Raw genomic sequence first — 1,876 nt, 5'->3', positions numbered from 1 at the left:
GTACGTCCAGTACGAGGACTTCCGGCCGGCACGCCGAGAGCACGCACCGGACGCCGCTCCTTGACGGGCAAACGTTGCCTGCCGCGGCACTAGCGGCGCGTGGCGGCGCGGTGCTCGAACGCACCACCAGTTCCGTGCCCAGTTCGACCCGCGGTGAGTCGGGGCGCTCGCCGCGGGCCAGGCTCAGGATCGTGCGGACGGCGAGTTTGCCCATGTCGGCCAGGGGCTGGCGGACGGTGGTCAGGGGCGGGGCCGACCAGCGGACTTCCGGAAGGTCGTCGAAACCGACCACGCTCATGTCCTCCGGCGTCCGCAGGCCCCGCCGGCGCAGCGCCTCGATCGCGCCGAGCGCCATCTGGTCGCTGGCGGCGAACACCGCGGTCGGGGGTTCGGGCAGGTCGAGGAGGGCGGTGCAGCCGGTGAAGCCCGACTCGGGGTGGAAGTCGCCGGGGACGACGAGGGTCTCGTCGACGGCCAGGCCGGCCGACTCCAGCGCGGCCCGGTAGCCGTCGAAGCGGGCGCGGGAGCACAGCAGCCGGGGCGGTCCCGCGATCAGGCCGATCCGGCGGTGGCCCAGCGCCAGCAGATGCTCGGTGGCCGCGAGGCCGCCCGCCCAGTTGGCGGCGCCGATGGTCGGGGTGTCGGCGGCGGGGGAGCCCATCGGGTCGACGACCACCAGCGGGACGCCCAGGATGCGCAACTGCTCGTGCAGGGTGGGTTCCAGGGCCGAGGTGACCAGGATGACGCCGTCGGAGGCGCGGGAGCGCAGGTTGCGCATCCACTCGCGGGCGTCGCCCGAGCGGCCGTGGATCGCCGACACCACCGTGCCCACACCGGCCGCGTGGGCGATCTCCTCGACACCTCGGATGATCTCCACCGCCCAGGGGCTGTCCAGGTCGTTGAAGACCAGGTCGAGCAGGGAGGCGCGGGCGGGGGAGGCGGCGGGGCGCTTGCGGTAGCCGTGCAGCCGCAGCAGCTCCTCGACCCGGGCCCGGGTCCCCGGCGAGACGTCGGAGCGGCCGTTGACCACCCGGGAGACGGTCGGCACCGAGACGCCGGCCCGGCGGGCGATCTCCGTGATCGTGACCTTGCCCCGCGACACGGGCGCCGCATCCTCCGTCGTCACTTCCCCACCTCCGTCACCGCGTTCCGGACGCCGCGCCGAAACTTCCAGGAGTCTTCCGGAAAACGCGCTGCCGTGGGAAGACGTCGCCGACGGGCGCATCGCGCAGAGACCACGGGACTACGGGGAGTGAGCGGCCCCGGACATGCGTCGGGGCCGGTTCGCAGCGGGATGTCTGCGGCCGGCCCCTCATGTCTCCGGACGGCGGTCCCGCGCCGTCCGGGTGGTGCTCAGGCGGCGCTCACGACCCGGTGGGGGGCGATGACCTGGCCGTCCGGCAGGAGCTCACCGGTGTCCTCGAAGAGCAGGACGCCGTTGCACAGCAGGCTCCAGCCCTGCTCCGGGTGGTGCGCCGTGAGACGGGCGGACTCCCGGTCGGCCGAGGTCGCTGTCGGGCACGGTGGCTGGTGTTGGCACATGGATGGGAACTTCCGCTCTTGCGTGTCGTGTGAGGTGGTTGTCGTGTCTGTCTCGCGGCGTGAAACGTCGTTCATGGCCGCCCCCCGTTGTGATAAGTCGTTCGGAACCAGTGTTGCCCCACGGAGGTCGATCCGCAGGCATTTCGCGGCACCGCCTCTCACAGGTTCATGACGCGTCACCCGGGCGGGCGGTTCATCCCAACCGCACTGTCACTTCGGGTGGTTCCTGGTGGTCGGATAGGGCTAGTGCCGCGGCAGGCAACGTTCGCCCCGTCGCGACGCCCGGCACGCACTCTCGCCGCACCGGCCGAAAGCCCAAGTACGTCCAGTACGA

Annotated in this window: 2 protein-coding genes; both read right to left on the bottom strand. The window is 72.2% G+C overall.

The annotated features are described in order from the left end of the window. The coding region (locus AB0J04_RS45980) for a LacI family DNA-binding transcriptional regulator (protein ID WP_363174706.1) at positions 1-1,126 on the bottom strand (1,126 nt) is incomplete at its 3' end. A 227-nt stretch (positions 1,127-1,353) separates the two neighbouring features. After that, the gene (locus AB0J04_RS45975) at positions 1,354-1,542 is read right to left on the bottom strand and encodes a DUF5999 family protein (protein WP_351916224.1); all 189 of its coding nucleotides are present in this window, start codon (positions 1,540-1,542) and stop codon (positions 1,354-1,356) included. Positions 1,543-1,876 lie beyond the last annotated feature (334 nt).

This window comes from Streptomyces sp. NPDC050263 (assembly GCF_040655955.1).
In the GTDB taxonomy this organism is placed as follows: Bacteria; Actinomycetota; Actinomycetes; order Streptomycetales; family Streptomycetaceae; genus Streptomyces.
Note: the sequence above shows the minus strand (reverse complement) of the source record. Positions and strands in the feature narration are given on the sequence as shown.

Bases quoted from the DNA above. Each gene is read 5' to 3' on its own strand.
- AB0J04_RS45975 (WP_351916224.1), bottom strand. From the start codon at position 1,542: ATGTGCCAACACCAGCCACCGTGCCCGACAGCGACCTCGGCCGACCGG.